Source organism: Sphingopyxis sp. MWB1 (assembly GCF_000763945.1).
Lineage (GTDB): Bacteria > Pseudomonadota > Alphaproteobacteria > Sphingomonadales > Sphingomonadaceae > Sphingopyxis.
Genome location: NZ_JQFJ01000002.1, coordinates 1,758,435 through 1,785,000, shown reverse-complemented (window position 1 = coordinate 1,785,000; position 26,566 = coordinate 1,758,435). Strand labels below are relative to the sequence as shown.

General features: G+C 62.2%; 24 protein-coding genes, 1 tRNA gene and 2 rRNA genes (1 of these 27 running past the window's edge). 17 read left to right on the top strand and 10 right to left on the bottom strand.

What is annotated here, in order from left to right; genetic code table 11:
- The 3 genes from JV18_RS0108930 to JV18_RS0108920 form a co-directional block, all read left to right on the top strand.
- Window positions 1-2,763: ribosomal RNA gene (locus tag JV18_RS0108930) — 23S ribosomal RNA — on the top strand; it begins 29 nt to the left of the window's first position.
- Window positions 2,764-2,879: 116 nt separating this feature from the next.
- Window positions 2,880-2,994, top strand: a 5S ribosomal RNA gene (rrf, locus tag JV18_RS0108925).
- Between the two features lie 115 nt (window positions 2,995-3,109).
- Window positions 3,110-3,186, top strand: a tRNA-Met gene (locus tag JV18_RS0108920).
- A gap of 94 nt (window positions 3,187-3,280) precedes the next feature.
- Here the strand turns inward: JV18_RS0108920 and JV18_RS0108915 are convergent.
- Together JV18_RS0108915 and JV18_RS0108910 are read right to left on the bottom strand one after the other, a co-directional pair.
- Window positions 3,281-4,444 (bottom strand): PAS domain-containing sensor histidine kinase, encoded by a 1,164-nt coding sequence (locus JV18_RS0108915; protein ID WP_200879088.1) that lies wholly within the window; start codon window positions 4,442-4,444, stop codon window positions 3,281-3,283.
- Window positions 4,437-5,225, bottom strand: coding sequence for an alpha/beta fold hydrolase (locus tag JV18_RS0108910; RefSeq protein ID WP_033075165.1), 789 nt, complete (start codon window positions 5,223-5,225; stop codon window positions 4,437-4,439). The genes JV18_RS0108915 and JV18_RS0108910 overlap by 8 nt, the downstream gene beginning before the upstream one ends.
- 305 nt (window positions 5,226-5,530) lie before the next feature.
- On the opposite strand from JV18_RS0108910, the gene JV18_RS0108905 reads away from it, so the two are divergent.
- From JV18_RS0108905 to JV18_RS0108865, 8 genes are all read left to right on the top strand, one after another.
- Window positions 5,531-6,007 (top strand): RNA polymerase sigma factor, encoded by a 477-nt coding sequence (locus JV18_RS0108905; RefSeq protein WP_033074223.1) that lies wholly within the window; start codon window positions 5,531-5,533, stop codon window positions 6,005-6,007.
- Window positions 6,001-6,972 carry a FecR family protein gene (locus JV18_RS0108900; RefSeq protein WP_160174189.1) on the top strand — a complete coding sequence of 324 codons (972 nt, stop codon included), beginning with the start codon at window positions 6,001-6,003 and terminating at the stop codon, window positions 6,970-6,972. Before JV18_RS0108905 ends, JV18_RS0108900 begins: the two co-directional genes overlap by 7 nt.
- 662 nt (window positions 6,973-7,634) lie before the next feature.
- Window positions 7,635-10,925, top strand: coding sequence for a TonB-dependent receptor (locus tag JV18_RS0108895; protein WP_052071850.1), 3,291 nt, complete (start codon window positions 7,635-7,637; stop codon window positions 10,923-10,925).
- 7 nt (window positions 10,926-10,932) lie between these two features.
- Window positions 10,933-12,198, top strand: coding sequence for a M14 family metallopeptidase (locus JV18_RS0108890; RefSeq protein WP_052071849.1), 1,266 nt, complete (start codon window positions 10,933-10,935; stop codon window positions 12,196-12,198).
- A 643-nt stretch (window positions 12,199-12,841) separates the two neighbouring features.
- Window positions 12,842-14,665, top strand: coding sequence for a translation elongation factor 4 (gene lepA / locus JV18_RS0108880; RefSeq protein WP_033074220.1), 1,824 nt, complete (start codon window positions 12,842-12,844; stop codon window positions 14,663-14,665).
- Window positions 14,666-14,762: 97 nt separating this feature from the next.
- Window positions 14,763-15,479 (top strand): hypothetical protein, encoded by a 717-nt coding sequence (locus tag JV18_RS0108875; RefSeq protein ID WP_033074219.1) that lies wholly within the window; start codon window positions 14,763-14,765, stop codon window positions 15,477-15,479.
- A 296-nt stretch (window positions 15,480-15,775) separates the two neighbouring features.
- The gene (locus JV18_RS0108870) at window positions 15,776-17,611 is read left to right on the top strand and encodes an ABC transporter ATP-binding protein (RefSeq protein ID WP_052071848.1); all 1,836 of its coding nucleotides are present in this window, start codon (window positions 15,776-15,778) and stop codon (window positions 17,609-17,611) included.
- Between the two features lie 31 nt (window positions 17,612-17,642).
- Window positions 17,643-18,269, top strand: coding sequence for a GNAT family N-acetyltransferase (locus JV18_RS0108865; protein WP_033074218.1), 627 nt, complete (start codon window positions 17,643-17,645; stop codon window positions 18,267-18,269).
- Window positions 18,270-18,362: 93 nt separating this feature from the next.
- Here the strand turns inward: JV18_RS0108865 and JV18_RS0108860 are convergent, their stop codons facing one another.
- Window positions 18,363-18,638, bottom strand: coding sequence for a hypothetical protein (locus JV18_RS0108860; protein WP_033074217.1), 276 nt, complete (start codon window positions 18,636-18,638; stop codon window positions 18,363-18,365).
- Between the two features lie 160 nt (window positions 18,639-18,798).
- Window positions 18,799-19,098, bottom strand: coding sequence for a CtrA inhibitor SciP (gene sciP, locus JV18_RS0108855; protein ID WP_033074216.1), 300 nt, complete (start codon window positions 19,096-19,098; stop codon window positions 18,799-18,801).
- A gap of 511 nt (window positions 19,099-19,609) precedes the next feature.
- On the opposite strand from sciP, the gene mnmA reads away from it, so the two are divergent.
- The 5 genes from mnmA to JV18_RS0108835 all read left to right on the top strand — a co-directional run bounded on the left by mnmA (window position 19,610) and on the right by JV18_RS0108835 (window position 22,677).
- Window positions 19,610-20,767 (top strand): tRNA 2-thiouridine(34) synthase MnmA, encoded by a 1,158-nt coding sequence (gene mnmA / locus JV18_RS0108850; RefSeq protein WP_235303046.1) that lies wholly within the window; start codon window positions 19,610-19,612, stop codon window positions 20,765-20,767.
- A 52-nt stretch (window positions 20,768-20,819) separates the two neighbouring features.
- Complete coding sequence (locus JV18_RS0108845) at window positions 20,820-21,257, top strand: hypothetical protein (protein ID WP_033074215.1); 438 nt, start codon at window positions 20,820-20,822, stop codon at window positions 21,255-21,257.
- Between the two features lie 68 nt (window positions 21,258-21,325).
- On the top strand, window positions 21,326-21,475 hold the full coding sequence (locus JV18_RS15505) for a hypothetical protein (protein WP_200879087.1): 150 nt from the start codon (window positions 21,326-21,328) through the stop codon (window positions 21,473-21,475).
- Between the two features lie 84 nt (window positions 21,476-21,559).
- Window positions 21,560-22,246, top strand: coding sequence for a DsbA family oxidoreductase (locus JV18_RS0108840; RefSeq protein ID WP_033075160.1), 687 nt, complete (start codon window positions 21,560-21,562; stop codon window positions 22,244-22,246).
- Between the two features lie 101 nt (window positions 22,247-22,347).
- Window positions 22,348-22,677: a hypothetical protein gene (locus JV18_RS0108835; protein ID WP_235303044.1), complete on the top strand. Its 330-nt coding sequence runs from the start codon at window positions 22,348-22,350 to the stop codon at window positions 22,675-22,677.
- Window positions 22,678-22,821: 144 nt separating this feature from the next.
- Here JV18_RS0108835 and JV18_RS0108830 read toward each other — a convergent pair whose 3' ends face one another.
- The 4 genes from JV18_RS0108830 to JV18_RS15425 all read right to left on the bottom strand — a co-directional run bounded on the left by JV18_RS0108830 (window position 22,822) and on the right by JV18_RS15425 (window position 24,522).
- The gene (locus JV18_RS0108830; protein WP_144243909.1) at window positions 22,822-23,298 is read right to left on the bottom strand and encodes a hypothetical protein; all 477 of its coding nucleotides are present in this window, start codon (window positions 23,296-23,298) and stop codon (window positions 22,822-22,824) included.
- 129 nt (window positions 23,299-23,427) lie between these two features.
- Entirely contained in the window at window positions 23,428-23,583 is a 156-nt protein-coding gene (locus JV18_RS15500) for a hypothetical protein (protein ID WP_200879086.1), read from the bottom strand.
- A 71-nt stretch (window positions 23,584-23,654) separates the two neighbouring features.
- Window positions 23,655-24,275, bottom strand: coding sequence for a hypothetical protein (locus tag JV18_RS0108825; protein ID WP_033074213.1), 621 nt, complete (start codon window positions 24,273-24,275; stop codon window positions 23,655-23,657).
- An 88-nt stretch (window positions 24,276-24,363) separates the two neighbouring features.
- On the bottom strand, window positions 24,364-24,522 hold the full coding sequence (locus tag JV18_RS15425) for a hypothetical protein (protein ID WP_160174188.1): 159 nt from the start codon (window positions 24,520-24,522) through the stop codon (window positions 24,364-24,366).
- A 128-nt stretch (window positions 24,523-24,650) separates the two neighbouring features.
- Between JV18_RS15425 and JV18_RS0108820 the strand changes: the two genes are divergently transcribed.
- Complete coding sequence (locus tag JV18_RS0108820) at window positions 24,651-25,148, top strand: hypothetical protein (RefSeq protein ID WP_235303042.1); 498 nt, start codon at window positions 24,651-24,653, stop codon at window positions 25,146-25,148.
- A gap of 90 nt (window positions 25,149-25,238) precedes the next feature.
- Here the strand turns inward: JV18_RS0108820 and JV18_RS14685 are convergent, their stop codons facing one another.
- Window positions 25,239-25,940, bottom strand: coding sequence for a hypothetical protein (locus tag JV18_RS14685; RefSeq protein ID WP_144243908.1), 702 nt, complete (start codon window positions 25,938-25,940; stop codon window positions 25,239-25,241).
- 263 nt (window positions 25,941-26,203) lie between these two features.
- Window positions 26,204-26,509, bottom strand: coding sequence for a GIY-YIG nuclease family protein (locus JV18_RS0108810; protein WP_033074212.1), 306 nt, complete (start codon window positions 26,507-26,509; stop codon window positions 26,204-26,206).
- Window positions 26,510-26,566 lie beyond the last annotated feature (57 nt).

Sequence of the window (26,566 nt, the reverse complement as noted above, 5' to 3'; positions counted from 1 at the left end):
CCTTGGCATACAGAGGCGATGAAGGACGTGGCACGCTGCGATAAGCGTTGGGGAGCTGTGAGCAAGCTTTGATCCAACGATTTCCGAATGGGGAAACCCACCCTCACCATTTAATTTTGAACCTGAGCAATCAGGTTCAAAGGTTAAATGGGAAGGGTATCACCGAAGTGAATACATAGCTTTGGTGAAGCGAACCCGGGGAACTGAAACATCTCAGTACCTGGAGGAAAGGACATCAACAGAGACTCCGTTAGTAGTGGCGAGCGAACGCGGACCAGGCCAATGCCTTCAATTCAAGTAGCAGAACACTCTGGAAAGTGTGACCATAGCGGGTGACAGTCCCGTATGCGAAACTGATGTTGAAGGATTTGAGTAGGGCGGGACACGTGAAATCCTGTCTGAACGTAGGGGGACCACCCTCTAAGCCTAAGTACTCCTGTATGACCGATAGTGAACTAGTACCGTGAGGGAAAGGTGAAAAGCACCCCGATGAGGGGAGTGAAAAAGTACCTGAAACCGAACGCCTACAAGCAGTAGGAGGCCCCTTGAGGGCTGACTGCGTACCTCTTGCATAATGGGTCAGTGACTTAGTGTAACAAGCAAGCTTAAGCCGTTAGGTGTAGGCGCAGCGAAAGCGAGTCTGAATAGGGCGACTGAGTTTGTTGCATTAGACCCGAAACCCGGTGATCTAGGCATGACCAGGTTGAAGGTGCGGTAACACGCACTGGAGGACCGAACCGTTCAATGTTGAAAAATTGTCGGATGAGTTGTGTTTAGGGGTGAAAGGCCAATCAAACCGGGAAATAGCTGGTTCTCCGCGAAATCTATTGAGGTAGAGCGTCGGATGAATACCTTGGGGGGTAGAGCACTGGATGGATGCGGGGGTCGCGAGATCTACCAATTCTAACCAAACTCCGAATACCCAAGAGTAATATCCGGCAGACAGACGGCGGGTGCTAAGGTCCGTCGTCAAAAGGGAAACAGCCCTGACCTACAGCTAAGGTCCCCAAGTCATCACTAAGTGGGAAAGCATGTGGGAATCCCAAAACAACCAGGAGGTTGGCTTAGAAGCAGCCATCCTTTAAAGAAAGCGTAACAGCTCACTGGTCTAAATAAGGGTTCCTGCGGCGAAAATGTAACGGGGCTCAAGTGATGCACCGAAGCTTAGGGTGTGTAGTTTACTACACGCGGTAGCGGAGCGTTCCGTAGGCTGATGAAGCGATCTGGTAATGGGTCGTGGAGGTATCGGAAGTGCGAATGCTGACATGAGTAGCGATAAAGAGGGTGAGATGCCCTCTCGCCGAAATCCCAAGGGTTCCTGCTTAAAGCTAATCTGAGCAGGGTAAGCCGGCCCCTAAGACGAGCCCGAAGGGGGTAGTCGATGGGAACCACGTTAATATTCGTGGGCCTGGAGGTGTGTGACGGATCTCGTAAATTGTCTGACCTTATTGGATTGGTCAGGCTTTGAAGAGGTTCCAGGAAATAGCCCCTCCATTATAGACCGTACCCTAAACCGACACAGGTGGGATGGTAGAGTATACCAAGGCGCTTGAGAGAAGTCTCCTGAAGGAACTCGGCAAATTGCCTCCGTACCTTCGGAAGAAGGAGGCCCCGTTATTGCGCAAGCAGTAGCGGGGGGCACAGGCCAGGGGGTAGCGACTGTTTAGCAAAAACACAGGGCTCTGCTAAGTCGGCTTCAAGACGACGTATAGGGCCTGACGCCTGCCCGGTGCCTGAAGGTTAAGTGGAGGAGTGCAAGCTCCGAAATGAAGCCCAGGTAAACGGCGGCCGTAACTATAACGGTCCTAAGGTAGCGAAATTCCTTGTCGGGTAAGTTCCGACCTGCACGAATGGCGTAACGACTTCCCCACTGTCTCCAGGAGATGCTCAGCGAAATTGAATTCTCCGTGAAGATGCGGAGTACCCGCGGTTAGACGGAAAGACCCCGTGCACCTTTACTGCAGCTTCAGAGTGGCATTAGGAAAGAACTGTGTAGCATAGGTGGGAGGCTTTGAAGCGTTGGCGCCAGCTGACGTGGAGCCATAGGTGAAATACCACCCTGTTGTTTTCTGATGTCTAACCTCGAACCGTTATCCGGTTCAGGGACCCTCTGTGGCGGGTAGTTTGACTGGGGCGGTCGCCTCCTAAAGAGTAACGGAGGCGCGCGATGGTAGGCTCAGGACGGTTGGAAACCGTCTGCGAGAGTGCAATGGCATAAGCCTGCCTGACTGCGAGACTGACGAGTCGAGCAGAGACGAAAGTCGGTCATAGTGATCCGGTGGTCCCGAGTGGAAGGGCCATCGCTCAACGGATAAAAGGTACGCCGGGGATAACAGGCTGATGATTCCCAAGAGCTCATATCGACGGAATCGTTTGGCACCTCGATGTCGGCTCATCACATCCTGGGGCTGGAGCAGGTCCCAAGGGTTTGGCTGTTCGCCAATTAAAGTGGTACGTGAGCTGGGTTCAGAACGTCGTGAGACAGTTTGGTCCCTATCTGCCGTGGGCGTCGAAATTTGAGAGGAGTTGACCCTAGTACGAGAGGACCGGGTTGAACATACCTCTGGTGTACCTGTCGTGGCGCCAGCCGCGCAGCAGGGTAGCTATGTATGGACGGGATAACCGCTGAAAGCATCTAAGCGGGAAGCCTCCCTCAAGATAAGATTTCATAGAGCCGTGGAAGACCACCACGTTGATAGATCGGATGTAGAAGCGCGGTAACGTGTGGAGCTAACCGATACTAATTGCTCTATTCGCACTTAAGAGTCCCGCCATCAACGACAGTCCTGATTGGATTGTCCGCGAAGGACGGATGATTATTCAGACCATTATTGCACGGACATCGATTGAACCCTTTTTGACCTACGCCGGCTTCATTGCTTGGTGACCATGGCGTCAGTGACCCACCCGATCCCATCTCGAACTCGGCCGTGAAACCTGACAGCGCCGATGGTACTGTGGCTTAAGCCCCGGAAGAGTAGGACGTCGCCAGGCATTGCAGCCGGCGTAAGGTCGAAGAGAAGCCCATTTACAATGTTACAAAGGGCGACAGAGATGTCGCCCTTTTGTCGTTTATGGCGCGCCTTTGGAGCACGCCGCACATGGTTGACGCGGGATGGAGCAGTCCGGTAGCTCGTCAGGCTCATAACCTGAAGGTCGTTGGTTCAAATCCAACTCCCGCAACCAAAATCACCCGCTAGGCCCAAGGCTTAGCGGGTTTTTTGTTTTGCGCGCTGCCCTGCTTTTCCGAGATGCAGGAAATGGCGGTGTGTTTTGTCCCTCAGCCGCGTTCTGCCCCCGCCGCATCGCCCTCCACATGCCGCGTCGGCATGAGCAAGGTGAAGCAAGTCTGTCGTTCGTCGGAGGTGACCGTCAGGCTCCCCGTATGCATGCGGGCGATCTCGGAGGCAATGAACAGGCCAAGCCCCAGTCCCTTGCGCCGTCCCGGGCGCACCTCGCCGCGGCAAAAGGGATGGAACAGCCTTTCCATCGCGGCCGGGGGGATGGGGATCCCGCCATTGGCGACGCTGAGGCGTAGCTGCCCCCTCTCGCTCATCGCTTCGACCGTGATCGGCTGCTCGCCGCTGCCATGGGTCAGGGCATTGCCCAGCAGATTGGACAGCAATTGTCCCATCCGCTCGGGGTCGCAATCGACTGCCTCGGTCAGCGCATAGCGCGCGTCGATCCGCTGGTCGGGGTGGGCGATGCGCAGCTCATCGACGATCTGTGCCAGCGTCGCTTCCAGCGGCACCTGGCGCTCGATATCAACGGGCAGGCCGCCTCCCAGACGGCTGCGTGTCAGGTCGAGCACATCGTCGATCAGCGCATTCATCCGCTCGGTGCTTTGCAGCATCAGCGCGACAATCTCGGGCGTAGCGGCTTCGGCGCCCTTTCTTTCGATACGGTTCAGTGCGCCCTGAATCCCGGCCAGCGGATTGCGCAGGTCATGGCCCAGCACGGCGACAAATTGTTCGCGCAATTCGGATGCCGCGCGCTCCAGCTCCAGCCCCCGTTCAGCGGCGGCGCGCGCCTCGACCAGTTCGCGCTCATAACGGCGGCGCTCGGTCGCGCGAAAGATTGTCAGCCGGGTGAACAACAGCGCGCCTGCGTCATCGCGCCGCTCGACGGCATTGGCCAGCACGGGCATGCGCGCGCCATCGGCGGTGGCCATGTCGAGCGCGACTTCGTCGAAAAACCCCTGCATGCGGAGCAGCGGCGCAAAATGCGTTTCGTAAAAAATCGCGCCGGGAATATTGAGCAGGTCGTGAAGCCGCTTTCCGAGCAAAGCCTCGCGGGAAAATCCGATCCAGCGCGTCAATGTCGCATTGGATTTGACGATATGTCCATCGGGGCCCAGCGAAATATAACCACAGGGCGCATTTTCATATAAATCCGCCAGATCCTCCGCCACCGCGTGTCTGTCCTGGCCGGCTGTCTCAGACAAAGGAACGAATGGCCGCTATCACCGCATCGGGCGCGCTCAAATTGGGGCAATGGCCAGTGGCGTCGAGCAGGATCATCTCGCTTTGCGGCAGGTTGCGATGGACATACTCGCCCACTTTCTCATCGGCGATAATATCCTCCCTGCACTGGAGCACCAGCGCGCGCGCCGGCACCAGCGGCAGGTCGGCGCGATTGTCCGATAAAAAGGTCACGCGCGCGAAATGCTTGGCGATTGCGGGATCGGTGCGGCAGAAACTGTTCGTCAGTTCCTCGCCCAATTCGGCGCGGTCGGGATTGCCCATGATTTGCGGCGCCATGGCCGCCGACCAGCCCAGATAATTATCGTCCAGAAAATCGAGCAATTCTTCGATCTGCGCGACCGAGAAACCGCCATGATAATCGCCATCGTTGATATAACGCGGCGAAGGGCCGACCATGACGATGCTTTCAAAAATTTCGGGCGCGCGGATCGCGGCGAGCGCGCCAATCATCGCGCTGACCGAATGGCCGACGAACACGCCTTTCTCTACCCCCAATTCACGCGCGATGGCGACCACATCATCGGCATAACCGTCCAACCGGTCATATTTGTCGCGGTCATAGGCGCGAAGGTCGGACCCGCCCGCGCCGACATGGTCGAACAGGATTGTGCGAAAATCGGCTTCAAAGGCGGGCGCAACAAAGCGCCACATATTCTGGTCGCACCCGAAACCATGGGCGAACATCATCGCGCGCGGACCGCTCCCCTTTTCCTTCACATTGTTGCGCTGGATAATCGACACGCGGGGCTTCTCCTTCGTGAAGCGGTTGGGTGTTTTCGTGCGGACCGGAACGAAGCTCATCGTCTATGGCCGGGGTAAATCAGGCGATTTGTGAATATGGGAAGCGGCGCGGCTTGTCATGACCTAAATGAGCAGCGCGTTTCCGCACCGCCCGGATCCAGCCATGGCTGACCTTTGGCGCGATTTCTTTCCATTCTTGTCGCCATGCTGGATCAATTCTTTGGCTCCCTCTTCAATATTTGCATGAATAAATGTCCGCTTTGCGCCAATGATACGTCTAGGGGAGGAAGGGGATTTGGGACGATATGGCGACCCTCACCGACATTTTGGCAAAAGCGCGGCGGGTCGTGATGCGGCGGGGCGTGTCGGATGACGACGCTGACGAGCTGGTACACGACGCTTTTCTGAAGCTGGAACGCTATGAACGTGCCCATGATGTGCAATCGCGTGAGGCGCTGTTGATCAAGGCGGCGGTCAATCTGTCGATCGACCGTGCGCGGCGCCAGCGCCGATCTCCCATCGCCGAATATGACAATCTTTTCGATATTCCCGACAATCTTCCCGACCCGGCGCAGATTGTCGAGGAACGGATGCGCCTCGCCCGCGCGGCGGAGGGGCTCGAACGGCTGCCCGAACGCAGCCGCCGCATTCTCCTTAAACGGCGGCTCGACAATATGGCCTTTGCCGACATCGCCCGGTCCGAAGGCATGTCGGTCGCGGCGGTGGAAAAACAGGTGGCGCGCGCGACGCTGCAACTTGTCAAATGGATGGAGCAATGGTGATGGCCCATGGCCGGTCCGACGAAATAGCGGCAGAGGCGGCAGCCTGGCTCGCGCGTCTCGAATCGCAGGGTCGCACTCCCGCGACCGAGGCGGGGCTGCGCGCGTGGCTGGGTGCCGATGCCGATCATCGCCGCATTTTTGAGCGCGTGGTCGATAGCTGGGCGATCATTCCCGGCGCCGCGGCGCTGCTGGGTCAGCCCGCCGCGGCGAATGACGATGCGCCGGCGGGGCCCGGTCGGCGGCTGCGTGGGCGCGCTCTGGGGCTAGCGGCCTCGCTCCTCCTCGCCACCTTTCTGATCGGCGGCTGGTATCTCCAGCGTCCGCTCGCCTATGCCACTGCCATTGGCGAGCAAAAGGTCGCGACGCTCGCCGATGGCAGCCGCGTCGCGCTGAACGCTGATACACGGCTCAGCATTCACTATGACGACCAGGGGCGCAGCGTCGAACTCGACGAGGGCGAGGCAATGTTCGAGGTGGTGCGCGATCCCGATCTGCCCTTCCGCGTCGTGGCGGGCAGCCGCGTCGTAACCGCGCTTGGCACCAGCTTCATCGTGCGGCGACGCGGCGACATGGTGGTGGTGACGCTTTTGTCGGGCAAGGTGCGGGTGGACAAGCGCAACATGCCCGATCCGCGCGCGCCCGCAGTGGCGACGATTTTGGCGCCGGGCGAGCGGCTGACCGCGGCCCCCGGCGCTCCCGAACTGATTACGCAAACCTCGCTGGAGGCCGCGACGGCGTGGCGGCGCGGGCAGGTGGTGTTCGACGACAGCTCGCTTTCGGCGGCGGTCGCGGAGTTCAACCGCTATGGCGGCACCCCCATTGACCTTGCCGATCCGCGCCTGGGAAGCCTCAGCATCTCGGGGGTGTTCGCCACCAACGACCCCGCCGAATTCGCCTCGGCCGTTGCCGCGCTCCACGACCTGCGCGTCGAACGCCGCACCGATGAACTGCGCCTGATACGCTGATCCGCAAGACCGCGCTGCCGCCCCATTCAGGCTAATCCTGCACCCCCGGCGAAAGCCGGGGGCGTGACCCGTTCCTCCCTCGGAATGGCCCAAGGGTGATGGGGGAGAAAATCCCGTCTCTGCGTCCTCTCCGCCTCTGCGCGAATTTCATATTCGCTTCGTGGCGCGATCAAGGGCGGGGATAAGGTTGCGCGGCGCAGAGAGCGCGGAGAAAGAGGATAAGGATTCGCGCGGAGACGCGTAGACGCGGAGAAGTGCTCCGGGCCGCCCGGCCCCTTGAATGTTCCGCGCTCGCGTTCACAGCGGTGGCGGCAGAAGAAGGCCTGCCTTCCGGCCAGCCCCTTCTCCGCGTCTCCGCGCGAACCTGATAAATGGGAGAGCCCGTCACAGGCTTCACCCTCGTCATTGCGAGCCCGGCAAAGCCGGGAGAAGCAATCTCCCGCCATCGCCGCGCCCCTCCCCAGCGGAGATAAACGACGTCTCCGACCCGGCCAGCCCCACCCGCTGGCTCAAAACAGCAAAGTTTCTCGTGACAAATCTGAAACTTGGTTTCGCATTTGCGCTTTCATGCGATTTTTATGACCCCGCCATGTCGGATTTATGCGTCCTGCACGTCTGCTTTATGGGCGTGACCCTGATCAGCAGGGCCGCCAAAGGGGGATATGATGATTTCAAAAGCTTCGCTGGGGGCCTGTGGGGCCATTATCGCTATCGTCGCAAGCGTCGGGGCCGAGGCGCGCGAGCAGGTTGAATATGATTTCGACCTGCCCAAACAGGCGCTCGCTCGTTCGCTGCGCGCCATTGCCTCGCAAACCGACCGCAATGTGATCTTCGTGCCGTCGGTGGTGCAGGGCAAGACCGCGCCCGCGCTGCGCGGCCGCTTTTCGCCCGCCGCGGCCTATCGCCATTTGCTGCGCGACACGCGGCTTATCCTGCGCGAAACCGGCGGGGGGTCGTTCGTCGTGGCGCAGCCCGGCGCGGCGGCACCCGCAGCGGCGGTGGAAGCCGCGCAGCCGCTGGAGAGCGAAACCGCCGACACGGTCGAAATCATCGTCACCGGCTCGCAGATCAAGGGGGCAAAGGTCGATGACGTCCTGCCCGTCACCGTGCTGACCGAGCGCGAGGTGGAAGCAACGGGCGCGATCACCGGCGACGAATTGTTCCGCTCGATCCCGCAGATCGGCGCGACCCAGTTCAACGATCAGAATACGGTGGGCAGCGCCAATGCCGCGCGCGGCGACGTCGCCTCGATCAATCTGCGCGACCTTGGCACCGGCAACACGCTGCTGCTCATCAATGGCCGCCGCATGGTGCTCAACCCCGGCTATCAGACCGAATTGCTCGTTCCCGTCGTGTCGCCCAACACCAACACCATTCCGCCGAGCGCGGTGCGCCGGGTTGAGGTGCTGCGCGACGGCGCTTCGCCCGTCTATGGCGCCGATGCGGTGGCGGGGGTGATCGACACCCAGCTTCGCGGGCGGCTCAAGGGCGGCTTCGTCAATATGCGGCTCGATCTCGCCAATGAAACCAGCCAATATGAATATGATATCAGCGGCGGTTTCGGCGTCGACTTCAACGGCGGGCGCACCAATCTCACCGTCTATGGCAATTATTTCCACGGCAATCGCGTGCCCGCGAGCGAACAGGATTTTTCGGCCAGCGACGATTTGCGCCCCTTTTTCGTCGGCACCCCTTTCGAAGGTGATACCCAGCTTAACAATCGCAGCTCGGGCGCGCCCTGGGGCCGCTTTCAGGCGAGCAGCCGTATAACCCGCGTCGGCGACGATGATTTTCACATCCAGCCGTGCAGCGTGCTGGCATCGGGCGACACCAGCTATCTGCCGCTGCAGAACGGGCTGTGCGCCGATAATGGCAGCAGCTCGATCGACACCGCGATCCGCTATGACAGCGCACCCGCGTCGGACCTGTTTTCGAACCGCGACCGCTATAATCTCTTCGCGCTGTTCAGCCATGAATTTGCCAGCGGCCTCGAACTTTATGCGGAGGGCAGCTATTATTATTCAAAGCTCAACCGCAATATCGAACAGGCGCAGATTTTGGGCGGCGTCCCCATCGGGGTGACGACGACAGCCTATTATAATCCCTTTGGTGCGCCCGATCCGTCGAACCCCAATCGCATCACCCCGCGCCCCGCGGGCATTCCCGCGACCGGCGCGACGATCCAGATCATCGGCTATCGCGCGATCGACGCCGGCCCGCGCGAGGTTCAGGTGACGGGCGACAGCATGCGCTTCCTCACCGGCCTGCGCGGCGAGATCGGCAGCTGGGATTTCGACACCGCGGTGCTTTATACCGAAGCGAACACCACCGACCGCGCGACGCGCATTTCGAATACCCTGTTCCAGGATGCGATCAACCGCACCGACGCCAGCGCCTATAATCCCTTTAACGGCGGCAGCTTCACCGATCCCAATACGGTCGATGGCACCCCCAGCAACCAGGCGACGATCGACAGCTTCATCGTCCCCGTCTACCGCATCGGCAAGACGACGCTGGCGCTCGCCGATTTCAAAATCTCGCGCAACGATCTGTTCAAGCTTCCGGGCGGCGATTTCGGCGTCGCGCTGGGGGTGGAGGCGCGGCGCGAAACCTTCATCGACAATCGCGACGACCGGCTCGACGGCACGATCACCTTCACCAATGCGGTGACCGGCGTGGTCGAACAAAGCGACGTGCTGGGCACCAGCCCCAGCCCCGACACCAGCGGCAATCGCGAAGTTTTCTCGGCCTTTGCCGAAACCTTCGTGCCTTTGGTCAGCGAGGATATGAACATCCCGCTCGTCGAAAAGCTCGACCTTCAGCTTGCGGGGCGCTTTGAACATTTCACCGATGTCGGCAGCACGGTCGTCCCGCGCGTCGCCGCCGCCTGGACGCCCTTTGGCGGCCTCCTCTTCCGCGGCGCCTGGTCGCTCGGCTTTCGCGCCCCCAATCTGGTGCAGGTCAATGATGTCGGGACGACGCGCAACAATTCGCGCGACGATTATGTCCGCTGCCAGGCCGAATTTGAAAAGGGGCTGATCCCCAATATCGGCGCCTGCGGCAACCGCAGCACGACCAGCCTTCGCAGCGGCACCGACAAGCTGAAGCCAGAGGATACGACCAGCCTCAATTTCGGCGTCGTCCTCTCGCCCGCCTTCATCCCGCGCCTGACGCTCACCGCCGATTATTGGCGGATCAAGCAGACCGGCCTCGTCGGCACCTTTGGCGACCAGAATCAGATCGCGCTCGATCTGCTGATGCGCAAACAGGGCAGCTTCAACCCCAATGTCGTGCGCGACGATCCCGATGCCGACACGCTGGCGCTGTTTGCGGGCACTTCGCTCGCGGGCAGCCCGGCGGGCAATATCAGCGTCGTCCACGACCCCTATCTCAATCTCGATAGCCGCACGTCAAAAGGCTATGACTTCGGCGCCTATTACGACCTGCCCGATACCGGCATCGGCGACTTCCGCTTCCGTTTCAACGCCGCGCGCCTCAAAAGCTTTTTCCAGGTTCCCGGCGAAGGCGGACGGATGCTGCTCGACGCGATCGAGGCGGGCGAGCTGCCCAATGAAGTCAGCGTCGACGGCATTGGCGAGCTGATGGAGCAGGATGGCCGCCCCAAATGGCGCTTCTCCACCTCGGCGGGGTGGAGCGCGGGCAATTGGGACGTCAACTGGTTCGGCAAATATATCGGCAGCTTCAACGATATCAGCGTGACGCAGGACCAGACGGGCGAGTTCCTCCGCGTCAAAAGCTGGTTCACGATGAACGCCTCGGTCGCTTACACGGTGACGAACAACACCGCGCTCAATGGCCTGCGGATGCGTTTCGGGATCAATAATATCCAGAACAAGCGCCCGCCCATCGCTGACGAAAGCTATGGCTATTATGGCGCCGAACATAATGGTAAGCGCCGCACCTTCTATTTCGAAATGCGAAAGAAATTCTAAGGGGTTGATGATGCGGAACGGGCGCGGGGCAGCGGCAGGCAACGGGGCAGGGCAGGGTGCCCGCCGCCTCCTTGCGGGGGCGATTGCCCTTGGACTCCTCTCCCTCGCGCCCGTCGCCGCGACCGAGACCAAAGCCCCGGCGGCCACCCCCGCGCCGACCATCTGCGCGACCCCGCTCGCGCGCCTCGACGCCAATTTCCCCGCCGCCGCCGCGGGGCAATGCGCCACGCATGGGGAGCGAAGCTTCACGCTCACCCTCTCGCCCGAAGATGCGCCGCCGATCAATTGCAGCCCCTGGTATGGTTTTCGCCTCACCCCCATGGCGGGCAAGCGCCAGCGGATCGAGATTGCGCTCGATTACACCGCCTGCGGCCACCGCTATTGGCCCAAGACCAGCCCGGACGGCGTCACCTGGACCCCGCTTCCCGAAAAACAGGTGACCCTGTTCGAGGAAGATGGCCGCCGCCGCGCGCGCTTCCATGTCGCGCTGGGCGATGCGCCGCTGTTCGTGGCGGGGCAGGAGATTATCGCCCCCGCCACCTATGACGCCTGGCTCGCCGACAAGGCGCGTCATCCGCACGCGCAGCGCAGCCTGCTCGGCCGCTCGGCAGAGGGCCGCGATATCGAGCTTCTGACCATCGCCGGTCCCGGCGCGGGCGGTGAACAGGTGCTCCTGCTGGGGCGCCAGCATCCGCCCGAAATCACCGGCGCGCTCGCCATGTTCCATTTCGTCGATGCCATCCTCTCCGACGATCCGGTGGCAAAGGCCTATCGCGCGCGCTTCACCACGCTCGTCGTGCCGATGCTCAACCCCGATGGGGTGGCGCGCGGCTATTGGCGCCACGCCACCGGCGGGCTCGATCTCAACCGCGACTGGGGCCCCTTTACCCAGCCCGAAACCCGGCTGGTCCAGCGCCTCGCCGCCGACATCGACGCCGATCCGGCGCGAAAGCTGCGCCTGCTCCTCGACTTTCATTCGACGCGCAAGGATGTGATCTACACGCTCACCGACGATCAGGCGACCGATCCGCCGAACGTCACCGCCGCCTGGATCGACCGTTATCAACAGCGTATGCCGGGTTACACGGTCGAACGTGACGCCAGCCATAATGCCGGCCTGCCGACCTCCAAAAGCTGGGGCTACGAAACCTATCGCATCCCCACCGCCACTTTTGAGCTCGGCGACGAAACTCCCCGCCCCCTCATTGCCCGCATCGGCCGCCAGGCCGCGCTCGCCATGATGGAAGCCATGCTCGCCACCCCGCGCCCGTAAGGGGGCGGGGGAGCGCAATAATCCCCGATCACCCGGACCCGATCCGGGGCGCCACCGCGGACGAAGCTGCCATCGTCACCCCAGGCTTGCCCCGGCGTCACCCCACCCAGCTCCGGGGTAGCCCCCAGCCTCGTCACCCCGGACTTGATCCGGGGTCCAGCACTCCCATCGGGAAAAGCCATTCGCCATCCGATGACAGGGCCGAAGGCGCCTCGCCAACCGCCGCGCCCCAATGAGTTTCGCACAAAGCCACAAAGCCACAAAGAGCAAGAGCTAAGCCGACAGGCTTCTTCTCCTGCCAAACGGCGCGATTTATCGACGGTCACAGCAGAAAGCCGCTTCGCGGTCGTTGCAGCATCTTTGTGGCTTTGTGGCTTTGTGGCTTTGTGCGAAAAAACAGCCACTCTGGTGCGCTACACATAGCGCTTTCCTACCTTGTCCCGCCGTGCCAGCGTCGCAATCTGCTCTTTGACCATGTCCATCCCGCTCCCTTGGCGTCCTGCCCGCGCCGCCGGCCAGAACGCTGCCTGCATCGCAATGCGCACAAGGCTGAACTTTACTGAACTTTGGCGAACAGCGGCGCGGTCGCGGCGCCCCTGCGATCCCTGCTGACAGCGCCGCAAACCCCTGCTAACGGCGGCTGATGACGACTCCCCTTTCGCATATCCGCAACTTTTCGATCATCGCGCACATCGACCATGGCAAGTCGACGCTGGCCGACCGGCTGATCCAGTTCACCGGCGGGCTGACCGAGCGCGAGATGTCGGCGCAGGTCCTGGACAATATGGATATTGAAAAGGAACGCGGCATCACGATCAAGGCGCAGACCGTGCGCCTCAGCTACACCGCCCATAATGGCGAAACCTATCAGCTCAACCTGATGGACACGCCGGGCCATGTCGACTTCGCCTATGAAGTGTCGCGCAGCCTCGCCGCGTGCGAAGGCGCGCTGCTCGTCGTCGACGCGGCGCAGGGGGTGGAGGCGCAGACGCTCGCCAATGTCTATCAGTCGATCGAGCATGACCATGAAATCGTGCCGGTAATCAACAAGATCGACCTGCCCGCCGCCGATGTCGACAAGGTGAAGGCAGAGATAGAGGATATCATCGGCCTGCCCGCCGATGACGCCGTGCTCGCCAGCGCCAAATCGGGGATCGGGATTGAGGAAATTCTCGAAGCCATCGTCGCGCGCATCCCGCCGCCCAAGGGCGATGCCAATGCCCCGCTCGTCGCGATGCTCGTTGACAGCTGGTACGACCCCTATCTCGGCGTCGTCATCCTCGTCCGCGTGATCGACGGGACGCTGAAAAAGGGTCAGCAGATCAAGTTCATGCAGGCGGGTACCACCCACCTCATCGACCGGGTCGGCTGTTTCAAGCCCAAGCGCACCGACCTCACCGAAATCGGCCCCGGCGAGATTGGTTTCATCACCGCGCAGATCAAGGATGTCGCGCAGGCGCGCGTCGGCGACACCGTCACCGACGCCAAAAAGCCCGCCGCTGCCGCCCTTCCGGGGTTCAAGGAGGCGCAGCCGGTCGTTTTCTGCGGCCTCTTCCCCACCGACGCCAATGATTTTGAAAAGCTGCGCGAAAGCATTCAGAAACTGCGGCTCAACGATGCGTCGTTCAGCTTTGAAATGGAAAGCTCGGCCGCGCTCGGTTTCGGCTTTCGCTGCGGCTTTCTGGGGCTGTTGCACCTCGAAATCATCCAGGAGCGGCTCAGCCGCGAATATGATCTCGACCTCATCACCACCGCGCCCTCGGTGGTGTACAAGCTCAAGCTTGGCCATACCAAGAATGAAGCGGCGAAAGAGATTGAGCTGCACAACCCCGCCGACATGCCCGACCCCAATCGCATCGACGAGATTGAGGAGCCGTGGATCGAGGCGGTGATTTATGTGCCCGACGAATATCTGGGGCCGATCCTCAAACTCTGTCAGGACCGGCGCGGGGTGCAGAAAAATCTCACCTATGTCGGCGGTCGCGCGCAGATCACCTATGAACTGCCGCTCAACGAAGTGGTGTTCGACTTTTACGACCGGCTCAAGAGCATTTCGCGCGGCTATGCCTCGTTCGACTATCACCAGATCGGCCACCGCGCGGGCGATCTCGTCAAAATGAGCATTTTGGTGAATAACGAGCCCGTCGATGCGCTGTCGATGATCGTCCATCGCGGCACCGCCGAAAGCCGGGGGCGCGGCATGTGCGAGCGGCTAAAGGATCTTATCCCCCGCCACATGTTCAAAATCCCGATCCAGGCGGCGATCGGCGGCAAGGTCATCGCCCGCGAAACCATCGCTGCGCTGCGCAAGGACGTCACCGCCAAATGCTATGGCGGCGACGCCAGCCGCAAGAAAAAGCTTCTGGAAAAACAGAAGGAAGGCAAAAAGCGGATGCGTGAATATGGCAATGTGAACATCCCGCAGGAAGCCTTCATCGCCGCGCTCCGCATGGGCGACGACAGCTAGGATTCGGCTGCATTTCAGGGCGGTGAAAGCCGTTCAGCTACGGTTCGGAAAAGAAGGAGGAAGAAACGGCGCTCAACGATAAAGTGGGATAATCATAATGACAAAATATACCCTCCTTCCGCTGTTTCTTCTCGCGCTTGGTGGCTGTTCGGCGATCCGGCCGGCCACCATGCAAATGCCCTCCGACCTTGCTCAGACGGCATCGGCCACGCCGATCACCGGCATCGGTGGCGGGCGCCATGGACGCTTTGCCGTCGGCGATTATCACGGCGGCTTTGAACGCTCCGAAGAAAGGCTCGCTTTCTTCGACATGTTCGGGGCCAACACGGGGCACGTCGACTTCAGCATCGAAGGCCCCGAAATCAGCGATGTCATCGACACAAGCTGCCGGATGCGCGAACGCGAAATCGACCTTGGTATCATGGAATTCAAACCCGCCCGCATGGCGCTGCGCTGCGAATTTCTCGCCGATGGCCGCCCTTTCCCGGCCCGCCTTGAATTACAGGAAGTCAGCAAGGGGCTCGGAGGCGCATTGGGGCGGCGCGAACGCCGCGGCGAAATTGCCTTGGGCGGCGAGGTCGTCCGCATGCGTTCGGTCCACCGCGTCGAAGGCTCGCCGCTCGCGGTGGCGGCCCCCATCGGCTATATTTTCGAACAGCGCGGCCGGCCGGTCGGCGCGGTCGAACTCAATGGTCAGGCGCGCCTTTTCCTTGCGCCCGGCACCGACCCCGGCCTGGCGCGCACCGTCACCATCGCTGCGGCGGCGCTGGCCATTTTCTGGGATCCCGCAAACAGCGCGCTCGATCCCGACTGATTTTGTTTCTCCGCCGCTGTCCCCCGTGTCAAAAAGGGGGGCGGCGGCGCGCGAAAGAGCGCGTTGAAACAGGGGCTTGCCAGCCTGGCATCGCCGCGTTATTTCGCTGACATTCCAATGCAGGATAGAGGAGGGCGTTCATGACAGTCGATTTCGCATCGCGCGCCCTCGGTGCTGGCTTCGCGGCCGGGCGTTTCCGCCACTAGGTCCTGAAGCCTCCCTGATCCGGCGCTTGCGCCCGAATCACCCCTGATATTGCATTTGGAGACGGCGCTTGCTGTGCGCCGGATAAACATATGACTTCACCAATCGACGATGCGCGCGGCGGTGCGATCCGCCGCGTTCTGTCCTTCACTTTCGACCATTGGGCGGGGCAGCGCGCGCGCGCGCTGCTCATCGCTTTCTTCATCACGGCTGCGACGGTGACCGAAATTTTCGTGCCGCTGCTCGCGGGACGGCTGATCGACGCGCTGGCGGCGGGCGGACGTCATGATGCGCTGATGCTCTTTGCGGGCATGGCGGCGCTTGGCTTTGCGATGCTTTTCTTGCGTCACATCGCCTGGGCGGCGGTCGTTCCCTTTACCCTGCGGATGATGCGCGACGTGCCTCACGACGCCTTCCACCGCGTTCAGCGCTTTTCGACCGACTGGCACGCGAACAGCTTTTCCGGCTCGGTGGTGCGCAAGATCACGCGCGGCATGTGGGCGTTCGACACACTCAACGATGTGCTGCTTTTGCAACTGCTCCCCTCGATCGTCGTGCTCCTTGGCACCATGTTCCTGCTCGGCTGGCACTGGCCGGTACTGGGTGCGGTCATGGGGGTTGGGACGGGGCTTTATGTCATACTGACTCTGCTGCTGGCCACGCGCTGGGCCTCGCCCGCCGCCACCTTATCCAACGCCTGGGACACACGGATCGGCGGGCTGTTGTCCGATGCCATCGGCGCCAATGCGGTGGTCAAGGCATTTGGCGCAGAGGACCGGGAAGAAGCCCGCGCCCACGCCATGCTCGCCAAATGGGCAAAGCGCACCCACCGCACTTGGATGCGCTACACCTGGTCGGGCAGCGCGCAAATCGCCATGCTCTGGGTGATGCGCAGCGCGATCACCGGGGTCGGCCTGTGGCTCTGGTGGCGGGGCAGCGCGACGCCGGGCGATGTTACCTATGTCCTCGCAAGCTATTTCGTCGTCCACGGCTATCTGGTCGATATCGGCTTTCACATCCATCATCTCCAGCGTTCGGTGAACGAAATGGAGGAGCTGGTCGATCTGCATGCCCAGCCGCTGGGCGTGGAGGATCGCGCCGATGCCGTGCCCATCCGCATTGCCGCCGGTGAAGTGCGCCTCGACGCCGTGACCTTTCACTACAGCGGACAGGATCGCCCGCTGTACGACCGGCTCAGCCTCACGATCCCCGGCGGCCAGCGCGTCGGGCTGGTCGGCCATTCGGGGTCGGGCAAGACCAGCTTCGTCAAGCTGGTCCAGCGGCTTTACGATGTCAGCGGCGGCCAGTTGTTGATCGACGGACAGGATATCGCTGGCGCAACCCAGCAATCTCTGCGACGCCAGATCGCGATCGTGCAACAGGAACCGATATTATTTCATCGCAGCCTGGCCGATAATATCGCCTATGCCCGTCCCGACGCGACCCGTGCCGAAGTGGAGGCGGCGGCGCGGCTCGCCAACGCGCATGATTTCATCGAACGCCTGCCGCGTGGCTATGCGACGCTGGTGGGCGAACGCGGGGTAAAGCTTTCAGGCGGGGAGCGGCAGCGGGTGGCGCTCGCGCGCGCCTTTCTTGCCGATGCACCGATCCTGATCCTCGATGAAGCAACCTCCAGCCTCGATTCCGAAAGCGAAGCGCTGATTCAGCAGGCGATGGAGCGGCTGATGAAGGGGCGCACCGCCATCGTCATCGCCCACCGCCTGTCCACCGTCCGCACACTTGACCGCATATTGGTCTTCGACCGCGGACAGGTGGTCGAAGATGGGACGCATGAGGCGTTGCTGGCGTTGCCGACGGGGCGTTATCGCCGTTTGTTCGACCGGCAATCGGGCGAATTTATCGACGAGTCGCCGGTAGAAGGCGAACAGGCGACGGGCGCGATTGCCCCGGCGGTCGAGGCGGGATAGCGTGGACCGAGCCGTCACCATGGGGAGGGATATGGCGACCAGCGCGCGCCCGTTCGATAATATCCGCATTCACAGCCGCCTGAATGACGGCACCGCAGTGCTGCTTCGGACGATCGGGCCGGATGATGAAGCCCTGCTGCGCGATGCCATCGCCAAATTGTCCGATGAGTCGCGCTATCTGCGCTTTTTCTCCCCCGCGCCGGTGATCCCCGACGCGGTGGTCGAACGGCTGGCAGCAGCCGACGGTGAGCATCATATCGCTTGGGGGGCCTTGTGCAGTGAGTGCGAGGGCCAGCCTGCGATTGGCGCCGTGCGGGCCGTGCGACACGGCAGCCGGGACGGCAAGCCGGCGGGACCCGTGGGCGAATATTCGGTCGCGGTGGTCGATGCCTTTCATGGGCAGGGGCTCGCGCGCATCATGACGGCGGCGCTGCTGGTCGATTGTCTCCGCGCGGGGCTGACCCGCCTTGATGTGCATATTTTGTCAGAAAACCGTGCTGCTGCGGCGCTGATCCGCAACATGGGCGGCCACCGGAAGGATGAATCGCAAGGTGTCGCCGATTATGTGCTCGATGTCGCGGCGGGGCTGGAACGGCTGCGCCGGGATGAGGGCGCGCCGGGGGTGCAGGATGTGCTGCGCCAGCTGGGCTATTGTTGACCGCGATCGCTGGCAACCGGGCAGCAGAGCAACCCGGCAACAAAAAGGGCGCCGAGCCATTGGCGCGGCGCCCTTTCTCACGGGGAGGGATTATCAGTTGGTCTGGGTATCGCCCACGCCACTTTCGGACGGTGCGATTTCGCCATTGTCGTCAATGGCATTGGCCTTTTCTTCGCCCATTTCCTCAACCCGGTCGGCTTTTTCTTCCATTGCTTCCTGTGCCGGGCCATCGGGCATGGCGTCGGCACGCTCGTCAATGGCTTCGGCCTGGGCTTCGGCCTGATCTTCGACCCGATCGGCTTCGGGGCTTTGGCAAGCGCCGAGGGCGAGGGCGGAGGTCGCCGCGAGTGTGATAAACATCTTGCGCATTTAACAGTCTCCCTTGCTACAGCCTGCCCAACGCGGGGCCGCCCGATTCGGTTGCAAGAGAATCGCACCCTTGTCTGATTCAACGCTATTTCCTGTCGCCTGAACGAAAAAAGGGCGCCCAAAAGGCGCCCTCCTTTTCGCATCCTCTCAAAGCTCGATTTTAAAAGCGTTGCTGGCGCTCATACAGGTCGCGATAATGCTGGATGCGCGTTACGCGCAGACCCGGCATGCCGCTACGTTCGATCGAGCGCTGCCAGCTGGCAAATTCTTCCAGCGTCAGCCCATAGCGTTCGCACGCCTCGTCCACCGTCAAAAGGCCGCCATTTACTGCCGCGACGACTTCGGCTTTGCGGCGCACGACCCAGCGCGTCGTGTTGGCGGGGGGGAGTGTGTCCAGCGTCAAGGGTTCGCCGAGCGGGCCAATAACCTGAGCGGGCCGGATTTTCTGGTTCTCGATCATGCTCAATCCATATTCTCAAACATAAGGGGGCGTCGGGGGGACCGACGGGGAATCTTCTAGGCCTAAGGAGTTCAATATCGGCTGAAACCCTCTGGTAAATGCCGCATTAACATTTTCCTTTGCGGTGACGTCAGCAATGCTGAGTGGAAGGAAGCTGGCGGGGCGAGCTTTCCCCTCGGGACCGGCGTCCAGAAACAGGCGGCATCGCGCGACCAGCATGTCCCGGCGGCGCAAGCATTCGGCGCGCTCGCGAAGCAGGCGCGACGTGGGCGCGGCGCGTTGCCGCGCACCCGATACGGCCATCAGTATGTCGAACCCCGGCTGCGAAACAGCAGTCGCATGGGTCGGGCCTGGCCTTTCGGATGGATTGATCTTCATGGCGGCCGGTCTAGGCCCAACGAGCTAAGGTCCCGTAAATGGGCATTTCATCGCTTGTTAGCGAAGCTTAATTCGCGTCAATATTTTGACAGGGAGCGCGGAAATGCTGGCATTTTAGGCTATGCGTCCCTAGATGACGGCCATCATGAAAAATGACATTATCCCTGCGGCTGGGCTTGCCCAGGCCGATTTTCAGCTGGCCAAACCGCTGAAAGACCGGCGAATCGTCGTCGCCATGTCGGGCGGAGTCGATTCGAGCGTCGTCGCCGCGCTCGCCGCGCGTTCGGGGGCAGAGGTGATCGGGGTCACGCTCCAACTTTATGATCATGGCGCCAAGGCGCGGCGGGTCGGCGCCTGCTGTGCGGGGCAGGATATCCGCGACGCACGGGCGGTTGCTGACCGGCTGGGCTTCGCCCACTATGTCCATGATCATGAAAGCCGCTTTCGCGATACGGTGATCGACCAGTTCGCCGATGAATATATGGCGGGCCGCACCCCCATTCCCTGTGTTCGCTGCAATATGGGGGTAAAATTCACGGACCTGTTCCAGCTGGCCAAGGATTTGGGCGCCGACTGTCTGGCCACCGGTCATTATGTGCGTCGTATCATGGGACCGGAAGGCGCTGAACTCCACCGCGCGGTCGATCCTGCGCGCGACCAAAGCTATTTTCTGTTCGCCACGACCCAGGAACAGCTCAATTTCCTCCGCTTCCCCCTCGGCGGCATCGAAAAGAGCGTCGTGCGCGAAATTGCGCGCGATCTGGGGCTCGGCGTCGCCGGAAAGCCCGACAGCCAGGACATTTGCTTTGTGCCAGATGGCGATTATGCCTCCTTGGTGCGCAAGCTGCGCCCCGACGCCGATGACCAGGGTGAGATCGTCCATATCGACGGCACATTGCTTGGCGTGCACAAGGGGTTGATCCATTATACGGTCGGCCAGCGGCGCGGCATCGACATCGGCGGTCAGGCCGAACCGCTCTATGTGGTGCGCCTCGAAGCTGACAAAAAACAGGTTGTGGTCGGCCCCCGGCGGGCGCTGGCGGTATCGGGCGCACAGCTTGGCGAAACCAATTGGCTGGCCCATGTCGAAGGGCGGACGGTGCTGGCAAAAGTGCGCAGCATGGCGCGACCCGTGCCAGCCCGGATCGAAGGCGACCGGCTGATTTTTGCTTCGCCTGAATATGGCGTCGCTCCCGGACAGGCGGCGGTGCTTTATGATGCTGCAGACGAAAGCCGGGTGCTGGGAGGTGGCTGGATCGAACAAAGCTTTCCGACTGAAAACATAGAATGATTGACTTTTCCTCGCTTTGCCTCAGCTTGGAGGTGAAATGGGGAGAAGAACGATGATCCATTGGGTATTGCGCGGGGCCTTGCTGCTGTGGGCCGCCTTTTTCGCTATCGTCGGCATTCGGGGGATCATCGATCCTGCGAGTTTCAGCGACATGTTCGGTGTCGCGGTCGATGGACGGGCGGCCAATACGGTGCGCGCCGAGCTGTCGGCCTTCTTCCTCGTTGCGGCGGGCGGGGCCGCGCTGGGGGCACTGATTCCTCGCTGGGGCCATGCGCTCCTTGTCCCCGCCGCTCTTTATGCGGTGGCGCTGGTCGGCCGGTTGATCGGGATGATCAGCGGTGATTTCGTCGATGAAGCCATTGTTCAGGCGATGATCGTCGAAGCGTTGAGCGTGATGCTGCTTGTGGCGGCGTGGCATATTCTGGTGCGCTCGGCGGCCCCTGCCGATACGGATGCAAACGCTGGGGCGGGGCCGGAAAGCGTTCATTAATCCTTTCTTGCGGCTTTTCGGTTAAACCCTCCCGCTGCCGCCTCGTTCGCGGCGGATGGAGGGGCCTTATGGAACCGACCGAGGATAAAGCCGCAGCAGCCGGACGTCGGCGCGAAGATCGCCGCCAAGCGCAGGACCCGGATTATACCGGCCCCGAACGCCGCTCCGGTGAGGATCGCCGTTCCGGGGGCGATCGCCGCAGCGTCCCGCGCGCTTGATCGCGCACTGGCGCCCACCGCTCCTCTGGCCTAGGATGATCGCCACTGCGGCCCCCTGTGCCGCGCTGGCAGGAACCCTCGCGCATGACCCCGGCACCGCCCCGCATATCGGTCGATATCGTCTCCGACGTCATGTGCCCCTGGTGCATTATCGGCTGGCTGAAGTTCGAAAAAGTTATGGCGCATTTTGCGGGGCGGCTCGCTTTTCGTGTCCAATGGCATCCCTTCGAACTTAATCCCGACATGCCGCCCGAGGGGGAGGATGCGGCGCAGCATGTCATCCGTAAATATGGGATCAGCGCCGAACAAAGCCGTGCGAACACTGGGCATCTCGCGCGCATCGCCGCCAATCTTGGTTTCACCTTCAATCGCGGCCCTGATTTTCGGATGCGTAACAGCTTCGATGCCCATCGGCTGCTCAGCTGGGCAGGCACGCTCGAGGATACCGATCAAGCGACGGCAACCGGGGTGCAGACAGCTTTGAAACTCGCACTGTTCCGTGCCCATTTTACCGACAATCGCAATGTCGCCGACCCTGCCATATTGGTCGATATCGCCGCCTCGGTGGGGCTCGATGGCGAGCGTGCCGCCGCTATTCTGGCGGGTGACGAATTTGCCGCCATGGTGCGCGATGAAGAGGCGTTCTGGATCGACCGCAATATTACCGGCGTGCCCGCCTTCATCCTCGACGGGCGTTTGCTCATCCCCGGCGCGCAGGATGCCGAAGCGTTCATTCGCGTGATCGAGAAAAAGCTGCTCGTCTCCGCATAGAGGCAGGGGAGCGGAAAAAGGAGAGGGGGGAACAGCCGCCCCCGCGCGCGCGTTTCCGAGCAACACCGCCTCAAAAGGAGGCGGATCAGCGATGGAGACCGATGATGAACAAGAATGCGATGAAGCCGCAGGATGAACCGCGCAATCCTGATGCGCCCGAAGCCGTCAACCGCGAACAGCGCGACGACGCGGCGCAGGCGCAAAGCGTTGCCGAAGACGCCCGCACGGCCCGGCCCTTGACTGCGAGCGACAAGCCCGCAGCGCATGATGAAACGGATGATGTGCAGGATCTGGTCGATCATATGCACCAGATGGATCGGTCTGGCCACATTGACATGGACGCCTATCGCGGTGAACGCAGCGACGATGATGAAGAAGGCGAACTTGGCCCAACGGCGGTGGAAAACCCGGCCCCGCGCGGCGCTCCCTGAGGCGCGCCCTGATCAGTCGGCATTGATAAGTGAGGTCGGCCCGCTTGGACAGCCGCCCGGTCGCATCCAGTCGGGATCCGAACGCTCGCCCAATAAAAAGGCCCGCCTCTTTGGGCGGGCCTTCTTGCTTCATCCTGCGCCGGATTAGCGGGCGTCGGCCTCAACTTCTGCGTCCGCTTCGGCTTCGGCTTCAACAGCGCTCGGAACAGCCTTGCTGATCAGCGCACCCGTTTGATCGGTTGCATTGCGATAGAGCGAAGACAGCGGAACATTGTAAAGCTGACCGCCATCGACGATCACTGCCATATCGCCTTCGATGCTCTGAACCGTACCCAGGTTGGTGCCGTTCATATCGGTGATGGTCGCGCCTGCGCGCACATCCTCGCGTGCGGCAACGCTCAACTGGGCCGCATCAACGGTCTTGTTGAGCTGATGATCGGCATGATCGACGACATCGCCGACGGGTTCGGTCACCTGGTTTACTGTGTCGCCGACAATGGCGCCCGGCTGCGCGCCAACATTTGCATTGGCCGCGCCGCCGACATTGATCTGGGCGGCAGCCGGCAGTGCTGCAAGCGCTGCACCCACTGCCATAAAGTTCATCACTTTTTTCATCGTCATTCTCCCTAACGAATAGGCCCTTGGGCCGTGCTGGGGAGAAACCGGCGCGCGCGCAAATTGTTGCGCGCCGCGCGGTGAATGGCGATCCGGATGCGACGAAATATCGTGCCGGTTGCCAGCGGGACGGGTTTAATGCAGCTGCTTTTTGCGCGCGTTGCCGACAAGCTGGTTCAAGGTGGCGATCCGGCGCCGCGCAGCGCTCCAGTCGCGTTCGGGATGCCGCTGGATCAAATTCAAAAGGGTGCGGATTTCCTTGCGGCGGTCGCCTTCGGTCACGGTCTGCATGGGCAGGTCTCCTTTCGCGGGGCGCAGCCTATCATGCACGCGCGAGTCGCGCCCAACACCGCTCGCCGCGATCAGGCCTCTTTCCGGCGTCCGAAATGGTCGCGCACCAAAGTCTCGCCAATATGGGGCCAGCCCAGAAATATGGCGAGATAGGACAGAAGCGCGAGCGATATCACCCCCAGCCCCAGCGCGGGCGCCAATTGCCCGGCCCCGGCCCCCACGGCGGCGGTCAGCGACAGGGCCGTCAGCCGCCCATGCGCCTTCACATCATGGCTCTGCCGATGATCGGGGCTGCCAAAGATCGACAGCGCGACGCGCCCCACCGGCGGCGCGGCAAAGGCCAGCGCCATCCAATTCCAATGGTCAAAGCGGCTTTCGGGGTCGAACAGCCGCCCGACCAGCCCGCCCGGCGCATCGCCGAAAATGCCCAGCGCCGCCATGATCGCCAGCATCGCCAATATTTCGGCGATGTCGATCGTCGCTTCCCAGCGGCCATAGCGCGGGGTGCCGTCGGGATTATGATCATAAGCGACAATTGCGCCCTCGCCGAACTGCGCGCCGAAATAGAGCATCATCAATATCGCCGCCCAGACATGATAAATATCGGGAAAGGGCGTCGCCAGCGCACCGAACATGAAACTGCCCAGCAAGGCGGGATAGATCAGCCCATAGATATAGGTCGGCAGGCGCATGAAAGCGGCTTAGCGCGCCGATGCGCCGGGGGGAAGCCACCCCGCGTCCGGGGACGCGGGCGTTTATACGCTGTGCCGACGGGGCTTTTTATCGCTGTGCCTCGCGATGCTCCTGTTCGCGGCGGATGCGCGTTGCTTCCTCGGTCCGCCGTTTTTCGGCGCGCGAGCGGCGATTGTTGAGCATCGCCCAGCCGAGCACGATCAACAGCAGGATCGGCCCCAATATCGTCAGCAGGCTCCATTCCATCCTATTTCTCCTTTCGCCGATCAACGAGCGACGCGGCGAAAAGCTGCCTTCGCTTCTTACCCCTTGGTCCACCGCATGAGGGGGCACATGCGCTGGCATCATCGCCGCGCGCTGCTAAGGTGGGGGCGATGACTCTTCCGCACCGTTCCCCCGTCCTGATCGCGCGCCTGCGGTCCAAGCCGCTGATCGCCTGGCAACTCGCCTGCGCCGCCCTGCTCGCGGCGCTGGTCATCCGGCAGGCGCGGGGCAGCGGCTTCACCGAAATCGCCGCCAGCCTGCTGCTCGGCAATCTGGTCGCCACCGCCGCCATGGCCGCCGCGCTTTGGGGCCTTGTCCATTTTCACCGCATGTGGCGCCAGCGCCGCCGCTATATTTATCACGACGGCGCGCGTCTTTATCGCGGCCGGGACGCTTCGTGGCCGCTCGCCGCGATCCGCGACGCGGTGATCGAGCGCAGCGACCTTGGCATCGCCTCGCTCCGCCTTGTCATCGACGATGACAGCGAAGTCACCCGCGCGCTTGTCCCCCTCTATCTTCTGAACGACCCGCCCGAGGCGGTGCGCGGGGGCGTTATGTTTGCGGCATCCTCGGTCCGGGGGTTTCCCACCGGATCGGTGCTGAACTGACGGGGGCCGGTTTCGCCGCCAAAGTTCAGGAAAGTTCACCCTTGTGGCGTTCGCCTTTTGCACGGCGGCCCCGCCAAAGTTCAGTAAAGTTCAGCCCTGTGACAAGGGCGGCTCGTCGGGGGACAGGGCGGGTTCGCACGCCGCATCGCACGCTTCGCGGCGATACCAGGGCGGCAGCTCGCCATCGCACAGATCGGCCACCTCGAGCGCGACCGCCAGATCATCGGGCGCCATCAGCGCCTCTGGCGCGGCGGGCGGCGCGGGGTGGAGATGGGAAAGCGCCTCGGCCACCTTTGCCTTGCGCGGGCGGTGGAGGCGGCGACCGTCGAGATCGCGGAAATAGTCGGGACCATAAGCGCGCAGCAGGAACATCAGCAGCCGGTCGCTATGCCGCAGGCGGCGGCCGACGCGGCGCCCTTCGCGGTCGAACACCGGCTCCTCGCTGCCGACGAGCGCGCGTTCAAAGGCGGCGTCGATCAGCTTTTTCGACGCGGCTTCGATCGCCGCGGACCAGGCGCGGTCAAACGCTTCCGCCCCCGGCGAACGGCGCAGGCGATAGGCGGAGGATTCGGACATATCGACGCACTGCGCCGCGGTGGCGACCGATCCGGTATCGGCCAGCGCCTCGATAAAGGCGCGCTGCTTGTCGGGCGACCAGCCATCCTTGCGGCGCTTTTTGAGCACCGGCACCCAGTCATAGGCGGCGGGGTCATGGCCGTGCGCGTCGAGCGCGGTTTCGGGGGAAGGGGCGAGGGCCGCGTCCGGCGCGGGCATGGGGGTCATATCGCTCATGCACCCGTGTGGAGCACAGCCGCGCGATGTAGGACAGGGGGGGCGCGAAACAGGATTTTGGCGGGTGAGGTTGGCGATTTGGGTTTCGCACGAAGGCGCGAAGGCACGAAGGGCGGAGGACTCCCCCCTTCGTCACCCCGGACTTGAGCCGGGGTCCATGCGGCGTCGGCGGAATGGATGCCGGATCAAGTCCGGCATGACGAAGGAGGGAAGGGGCGGGGAACCGAAAGGGGGACTGGCCGGGGGGCGAAGGGGGAAGGGCGTCACCCGCTCAGCGGCGGCAGCCCCAATTCCTCGGCCAGGTCGGGGTTCGACGCGGCGATCAGGTCGATCTTCCACTGGCGCTGCCAGTTCTTGAGCCGCTTTTCGCGCGCGATGGCATGCTCCATCGCCCCGGCGAGTTCGAACCAGACGAGCCGCTTGACGCCATATCGCTTGGTAACGCCGTCGAAGCTGCCTTCGCGATGCTGGACGATCCGCTGGATCAGGTGCGAGGTGACGCCGGTGTAAAGCGTCCCCTTCCGCGCGCTCGCCATCATATAGGTGCATGGCTGAAAATCGCGGTGCATGTGGTGGAGGCTAGGGCGGCGATGGACCCCGGATCAAGGCGAACGAGTCACGGGCCT